The sequence below is a fragment of the Streptomyces roseoverticillatus genome, from assembly GCF_000719265.1.
GTDB lineage: Bacteria > Actinomycetota > Actinomycetes > Streptomycetales > Streptomycetaceae > Streptomyces > Streptomyces roseoverticillatus.
Window position 1 is genome coordinate 232447 of the sequence record NZ_JOFL01000004.1, and the last position, 7498, is coordinate 239944.

General features: G+C 70.6%; 5 protein-coding genes. 4 read left to right on the forward strand and 1 reads right to left on the reverse strand.

Translation table 11 applies throughout. The features are described from left to right. The first annotated feature begins 50 nt into the window (after window positions 1-50). The gene (gene manA, locus IF61_RS0106270; protein WP_030365244.1) at window positions 51-1262 is read left to right on the forward strand and encodes a mannose-6-phosphate isomerase, class I; all 1212 of its coding nucleotides are present in this window, start codon (window positions 51-53) and stop codon (window positions 1260-1262) included. A gap of 117 nt (window positions 1263-1379) precedes the next feature. Continuing rightward, window positions 1380-2348 (forward strand): cation diffusion facilitator family transporter, encoded by a 969-nt coding sequence (locus IF61_RS0106275; RefSeq protein ID WP_030365245.1) that lies wholly within the window; start codon window positions 1380-1382, stop codon window positions 2346-2348. Window positions 2349-2428: 80 nt separating this feature from the next. On the opposite strand, the gene IF61_RS0106280 is transcribed toward IF61_RS0106275, so the two are convergent. Beyond that, a complete protein-coding gene (locus IF61_RS0106280) occupies window positions 2429-4471 on the reverse strand; it encodes a fructose-specific PTS transporter subunit EIIC (protein ID WP_397945735.1) in 2043 nt (680 codons plus the stop codon). A gap of 387 nt (window positions 4472-4858) precedes the next feature. Here IF61_RS0106280 and ahcY point away from each other — a divergent pair, with 387 nt between their 5' ends. Both ahcY and IF61_RS0106290 read left to right on the forward strand, forming a co-directional pair. Next, window positions 4859-6316 (forward strand): adenosylhomocysteinase, encoded by a 1458-nt coding sequence (gene ahcY / locus IF61_RS0106285; protein WP_030365247.1) that lies wholly within the window; start codon window positions 4859-4861, stop codon window positions 6314-6316. Between the two features lie 96 nt (window positions 6317-6412). Continuing rightward, window positions 6413-7030, forward strand: a complete 618-nt coding sequence (locus tag IF61_RS0106290; protein WP_030365248.1) for a hypothetical protein — start codon at window positions 6413-6415, stop codon at window positions 7028-7030. The last annotated feature ends 468 nt before the right edge of the window (window positions 7031-7498 follow it).

Consider the following 7498-nt stretch of genomic DNA (forward strand, 5'->3'; position numbering starts at 1 on the left):
ACACCCCGTCGCAAACGCCGTACGCACGCAACAGTCAGGAAACCGCCCGCATGGACCGCCTCGTCAACACCGTGCGCCCCTACGCCTGGGGCTCCACCACCGCGATCCCCGAGCTGCTGGGCACCACCCCCACCGGCGAGCCGCAGGCAGAACTGTGGATGGGAGCCCACCCGGGCGCTCCGTCCCGCGTGGCGCGGGACGGCGGCGGAGCGGACCCGCGCCCCCTCTCCGACGTCATCGCCACCGACCCCGAGGGCGAGCTCGGATCCCGGGCCGTGCAGCGCTTCGGCCCGCGGCTGCCCTTCCTGTTCAAGGTGCTCGCGGCGGCGTCCCCGCTCTCCCTCCAGGTCCATCCCGACCTCGACCGGGCCGCGGCCGGCCACGCGGAGGAGGAGGCCCGCGACGTCCCCCTCGACGCCCCCCACCGCAACTACAAGGACACCAACCACAAGCCCGAACTCCTCTGCGCCCTCACCCACTTCGAGGGCCTGTGCGGCTTCCGCGCCCCCGACGAGACGGCCGCCCTCCTCGCCGCCCTCGACGTCGACTCCCTCAAGCCGTACGTCGATCTCCTGCACGCCAAGCCGGAGGCGGACGCCCTGCGCGAGGTCCTCACCGCCGTCCTCGGCGCCGACCACGAGGACATGGCCCGGACCGTCACCGAGACGGCCGCCGCCGCCGAGCGCCTCGCCGCGCAGGAGGGCCCGCACCGCGACGCGTACGCCGCCTGCGCCTCCCTCGCCCGGCACTACCCCGGCGACCACGGCGTCATCGCCGCCCTGCTCCTCAACCACGTACGCCTCCAGTCCGGCGAAGCGCTCTACCTCGGCGCCGGCGTCCCGCACGCCTACCTCGACGGCCTCGGCGTCGAAATCATGGCGAACTCGGACAACGTGCTGCGCTGCGGCCTGACGCCCAAGCACATCGACATCCCCGAACTCCTGCGCGTCGTCCGCTTCGAGAGCACCGCCCCCGCCGTCCTGCGCCCGGAGGCCGACGCCGGCGGCGAGGAGATCTACGGCACCCCCGTCGAGGAGTTCCGCCTCTCCCGCTTCGACCTCGCGCCCGGCGCCGAGGCCACCCTGCCCACCGGCACCCCCCAGATCCTCCTGTGCACCTCCGGCACCGCCGTCCTCCGCAGGACGGACACCGGCGAGGAGCTGCGCCTTGACCGGGGAGAGTCCGCGTTCGTACGGGCAGCCGAGCCCGTCGCGCTCGCCGGTGACGACGCCCGGGTCTTCCGCGCCACGGTCGCCGTCTGAGCCGCCGCCCCGCCCCGGGGCTGCAACAATGGCCCGCCATAGCAGTAAAGGAAACGCAAAGCCCGGCGGTCCGGGGGCGGATCGGGCGGATCAGGGCGGAAGGGATACCCCGCACACATGAGTGCATCAGGCGGAACCAAGGCCATCGTCGCCGCGCTCGGCGCCAACCTGGCCATCGCCGTGGCGAAGTTCGTCGCGTTCGCGTTCAGCGGCTCGTCGTCGATGCTCGCCGAAGGAGTGCACTCGGTCGCCGACTCCGGCAACCAGGCGCTGCTCCTGCTCGGCGGCAAGAAGGCCCAGCGCGCGGCCAGCGAGGAACACCCCTTCGGCTACGGCCGCGAGCGCTACATCTACGGCTTCCTCGTCTCGATCGTCCTCTTCACCATCGGCGGCGTCTTCGCGCTCTACGAGGGCTACGAGAAGATCAAGGAACCGCACTCGCTCGACAACTGGTACTGGCCCGTCGGCGTCCTCGTCTTCGCCGTCGTCGCGGAGGGCTTCTCCTTCCGCACGGCCGTCAAGGAGTCCAACGAACTGCGCGGCAAGCAGTCCTGGGGCCAGTTCGTCCGCACCGCCAAGGCTCCCGAACTTCCCGTCGTGCTCCTGGAGGACTTCGGCGCCCTCGTCGGCCTCGTCCTCGCCCTGGGCGGCGTCGGCCTCTCCGTCGTCACGGGCGACGGCGTCTGGGACGGCATCGGCACCCTCTGCATCGGCGCCCTGCTGGTCCTGATCGCCCTCGTCCTCGCCTCGGAGACCAAGTCCCTGCTGCTCGGCGAGGCGGCCGGCCCCGAACAGGTCGCGAAGATCCGCGCCGCGGCCGTCGACGGCGAGACGGTCACCCGCGTCATCCACATGCGCACCCTCCACCTGGGCCCCGAGGAGCTCCTCGTCGCGGCGAAGATCGCGGTCCAGCACGACAACACGGCGACCGAGGTCGCCGATGCGATCGACGCGGCCGAGGCCAGGATCCGCGAGGCGGTCCCGATCGCCCGGGTCATCTACCTGGAACCGGACATCTACCGCGAGGAAGCCGCAGCGGCAGGCATGGATCCGGCAGCGACCCCGGGCGGCCCGGGCCCGCGCTGAGCACGCGGTGCCCGGCCCGGGCCCGCGCCGGGCACCAGGCTGACCGGCCCGTAGCCCGGCTCACCCGGGCCCCGGGCCGGTCACTGCACCTCCTGCAGAACCCTCACGAGCGCGTCCGCCTCGCCCTCCGCCGAGAGCAGCCGCTCCCGGAAATCCGGATCCATCAGCTTCCGCGACAGCATCGCCAGGATCCGCAGATGCTCGTCGCCCGCCGCGGCGCCCGGCACGGCGATCATGAAGATCAACCGGGCATACGTCCCGTCGAGCGCCCCCCACTCGATCCCCTCGCCCGACCGGGCGAAGCCCACGACCGGCGCCGACACCGCATCCGTCTTCGCGTGCGGGATCGCGATCTCCTCCCCGAGGCCGGTCGTCCCCAGCTCCTCCCGCGCGAGCGCCGCCGCGACCAGACCGTCCACGTCGGTCACCGCGCCGCTCGCCGCGAGCAGCCCCGCCATCTCCCGGATCGCCGCTTCCTTCTCCCGCGCCGCGAGTCGCGGCCGTACGGTCCGGGCGGTGAGATGCCCGGAGAGCGCGGACTCGGCGGGCGCAGGAACGGCGGGCGCGGGAGTGGCGGACGCCGAACCGGCGGGCACAGCCCCGGACCCGGCCGCCGTTGCCCCCACGGCGGGAGCCGGTACCACGGACGGCCCCCTCCCGACCGTCATCAAGGTGACCGTCAGCAGAGCCGTCACCACCGTCCCGATGGCGATGGCGACGAAGAACATCGGCACCCCGCCGACCGCCCCCAGTGCCGCCACCACCGGCCCCCCGTGCGGCACGTTGTCCTGGACCCCCGCCAGCCCGGCCACCGCCCCGGCCACCGCGCCACCGGCCATGTTCGCCGGAATGACCCGCGCCGGCCGCGCCGCGGCGAACGGGATCGCGCCCTCGGTGATGCCGAAGCACCCCATGAACAGAGCCGCCAGCCCCGTCTCCCGCTCCTGCGCGCTGAACAGCCCCCGCCGCAGCAGCGTCGCGAGACCCTGCCCGAGCGGCGGCACCGGAATCGCAGCCGCGCACATGCCCATGACCTCCGGGTTCTTCGAGACCAGCCCCGCGCCGAAGAGGAACGCCGTCTTGTTGACCGGCCCGCCCATGTCGAAGGCGATCATCAGCCCGAGCACCACGCCGAGCAGGGCGGCACTCGTCCCCGTCAGCCCGCCCAGCCAGCTGGTGAGGTGCTCGAAGACCCAGGCGATCGGCCGGCCGATGACGTAGATGAAGAACAGCCCGACCGACGTCGTGGCCACGACCGGGATCACGATGATCGGCATGACCGGCCGGACGAAGTCCGGCACCCTGACCTTCTTGATCCACAACACCAGGTAGCCGGCCAGGAACCCCGTGGCGATCGCCCCGATGAACCCCGCCCCCGCCTTGCTGTCGTACAACTCCCCGTGGCTCGCGACCCAGCCGCCCACCATGCCCGGCACGAGAGCCGGCCGGTCCCCGATCGCGTAGGCGATGTAGCCGGAGAGGACGGGGATCATCAGCGTGAAGCCGATGACGCCGATGTCGTTGACGGACTGCCAGAACGAGCTGTCGAAGACGAACCCCTGCGGCGTGGTGCGCCCACCGAGGGCGAGCGACACGGCGATCAGCAGACCGCCGACGACCACGAACGGAATCATGTACGAGACGCCGTTCATCAGCGCCTTATAGACGGAGCTACGCTCCTTCCCGCCGGCGCCGCCCGCACCGCCGAAGAGACCGGCACCGCCTCCGGCCCCCGCCCCCGGGCCGCGGTGCACCGGCGCCTCCAGCACGTCCCGGATGAGCCGCTCCGGATGGTGAATGCCCTCGGCGACCCCGACGGACAGCACCCGCTTCCCGGCGAAGCGGGTGAGGTCGACGTCCTTGTCGGCGGCGACGATGATGCCGTCGGCCTCCGCGATCTCACGGTCGGACAGGACGTTCTCCGCCCCGATCGACCCCTGCGTCTCGACCTTCATCGCATGGCCGAGCGCCTGCGCGGCCTGGGCCAGCTTCTCCGCCGCCATGTACGTGTGCGCGATCCCGGTCGGGCAGGCGGTCACCGCGAGCAGCTTGCGCCCCGGTGCGCCCCCTGCGACGCCTCCGTCCTTCCCTGCGGGACCGGCTGCACTGGCTGGACTGGCCACGTGGGTCTCCTCACAACGGATCGCTCGCGGCGGCATGCCGCATCCTCGCGCTGATCGCATCCTGCAACACCTGACCTGCACAGGAAACAAGGACGTTCCGGTGTCAGCAGCCAGGAGTTCGACGGAATCTGACGTTCCGGCGGATCGGGCGCCAGTGGGGGTGGGGTTCGGCAGGCCCCCCGGTGTAGATTCGTGGACGAGCCAGACGTCGCTGCTGATGGCGGTCGGGCGGCCCGCACGACGGACCGGCCGAGGGAGAGAGGGCCTCCGACGGACTGCGCTGCGGTCGGGGCACCGGTGTGTCCAGTGTGTCCAGCTGCTCAGGCAGCCCGACCGCATGCACGGCCGTGTCCACCCTCGCTCGCCCTTCACAGAGGAGCAGCCCGTATGACCACCACTTCCCCCGGCCAGGACTTCAAGGTCGCGGACCTCTCGCTGGCGGCCTTCGGCCGCAAGGAGATCACGCTGGCCGAGCACGAGATGCCCGGTCTGATGTCGATCCGCAAGGAGTACGCGGAGACGCAGCCGCTGGCGGGTGCGCGCATCACCGGCTCGCTGCACATGACGGTCCAGACGGCCGTGCTGATCGAGACCCTCGTGGCCCTCGGCGCGCAGGTCCGCTGGGCGTCCTGCAACATCTTCTCCACCCAGGACCACGCCGCCGCCGCCATCGCGGTCGGCCCGGACGGCACCCCGGAGAACCCGCAGGGCGTGCCGGTCTTCGCCTGGAAGGGCGAGACCCTGGAGGAGTACTGGTGGTGCACGGAGCAGGCCCTGACCTGGCCGGACACCGCCACCGGCGGCCCCAACATGATCCTGGACGACGGCGGTGACGCCACCCTCCTGGTCCACAAGGGCGTCGAGTTCGAGAAGGCGGGCAGCGCCCCGGACCCGTCGACCGCGGACAGCGAGGAGTACGCCCAGATCCTCACCGTGCTGAACCGCACGCTGGGGGAGAGCCCCCAGAAGTGGACCCAGCTGGCGTCCGAGATCCGCGGCGTCACCGAGGAGACCACGACCGGCGTCCACCGTCTCTACGAGATGCAGCGCGACGGCTCGCTCCTCTTCCCCGCGATCAACGTGAACGACGCGGTGACGAAGTCGAAGTTCGACAACAAGTACGGCTGCCGCCACTCGCTGATCGACGGCATCAACCGCGCCACGGACGTCCTGATCGGCGGCAAGGTCGCGGTCGTCTGCGGCTACGGCGACGTGGGCAAGGGCTGCGCCGAGTCGCTGCGCGGCCAGGGCGCCCGGGTCATCGTCACCGAGATCGACCCGATCAACGCGCTGCAGGCGGCGATGGACGGCTACCAGGTCACCACCCTGGACGACGTCGTCGAGATCGCCGACATCTTCGTCACCACGACGGGCAACAAGGACATCATCATGGCCTCGGACATGGCCAAGATGAAGCACCAGGCCATCGTCGGCAACATCGGCCACTTCGACAACGAGATCGACATGGCCGGCCTGGCGAAGATCCCCGGCATCGTGAAGGACGAGGTCAAGCCGCAGGTCCACACCTGGACCTTCGAGGACGGCAAGGTCCTCATCGTGCTGTCCGAGGGCCGCCTGCTGAACCTCGGCAACGCGACCGGCCACCCGTCGTTCGTCATGTCGAACTCGTTCGCGGACCAGACGCTGGCCCAGATCGAGCTGTTCACGAAGCCCGAGTCCTACCCGACGGACGTCTACGTCCTGCCGAAGCAGCTGGACGAGAAGGTGGCCCGCCTCCACCTCGACGCGCTCGGCGTCAAGCTGACCACGCTCCGCCCGGAGCAGGCCGCCTACATTGGTGTCCCGGTGGAGGGCCCGTACAAGCCGGACCACTACCGCTACTGACACCGACGCAGCACGACGAGCAACACGAACAGCGATCGGTAGCAGGCCCCTGCCGGGAAGGCAGGGGCCTGTCCCCGTTCTGTCGAGGACCCCACCATGCCCCGCGGCCGCTACTCGCTCCACGACCCGCACGACCACACCCCCCTCGGTGAAGAGCACTTCCACTGCGCCACCGGCCCCTCCGGCTGGCGCTACGTCTCGCAGCTCACCACTCCGGCCGGCGACCACGCCGGCTCCGTCGACCTCACCCTCGACGACCTGGGCCGCCCCATCCGTCTGCAGCTCCAGGCCGCGGACTGGCAGGTGCGCGGCGCGGCCCTCGACGGTGTGACCTGGGTCCGCACGGACCCGTCCGGCGAGCACGCCACGGAGGGCAATGTCCCGCAGGCACGCGCCTTCACCGGCGCGTCCCCCGCCTTCTACGTCGCCCTGTCCCGCGCGCTGCGCCTGACACCGGGCGCGGGCGCCACGCGCATCCGCCTGGTCGGCTTCACCTCCCCCGTCCTCGCCCCCCGGACCCTCGACCAGTCGTGGGCCCTGGTCAGCAGGACAGCACACGCCACTGACAACGGCCCGCTCCAGGTGGACGAGTACCAGGTCAGCGACCTGGAGACCGGCGAGCAGCACACGGTGAACCTGGCCGGCGACGTGGTCCTGTCGGCACCCGGCATCGAGCTGGAGGACCTGGACAGCCCACCGTCGACGTTCACCTGAGGTTCCCCTCGGTGACTCGATGTGCGGAAGGGCTGGTCAGCCTGGTACTGTCCTCTTCGCCTCACAAAACCTGTTGACACGGGAGGAGTGGGGAGGTAGATTCGAACGGTTGCCGGGGGAGCTGGACAGGCTCCCAAGCAGCGGCTAGTGTCTATAGCGTCCAGGTGGTGAACGAGATTCACCCCGGGCACCTCGATTCCTTATCGGAAAGCGGAAAGCCGATTAGCTCGGCCGGAAAGCGTCTGATAAAGTCGGGGCCACCGCCGGAAAGCGAAAGCTGAAAGGCGAAACCCCGCTCCAACAGGGGGCCGGAAACGGAATTCGGACCGGAAACGGACCGGAAAACGGATCTGGTAAGGTTGGAAACAGCGAAGGGAAGCGCCCGGAGGAAAGCCCGAGAGGGTGAGTACAAAGGAAGCGTCCGTTCCTTGAGAACTCAACAGCGTGCCAAAAGTCAACGCCAGACTA

Coding starts and splice junctions, on each gene's coding strand:
- manA (WP_030365244.1), top strand. CDS start 51: ATGGACCGCCTCGTCAACACCGTGCGCCCCTACGCCTGGGGCTCCACC.
- IF61_RS0106275 (WP_030365245.1), top strand. CDS start 1,380: ATGAGTGCATCAGGCGGAACCAAGGCCATCGTCGCCGCGCTCGGCGCC.
- ahcY (WP_030365247.1), top strand. CDS start 4,859: ATGACCACCACTTCCCCCGGCCAGGACTTCAAGGTCGCGGACCTCTCG.
- IF61_RS0106290 (WP_030365248.1), top strand. CDS start 6,413: ATGCCCCGCGGCCGCTACTCGCTCCACGACCCGCACGACCACACCCCC.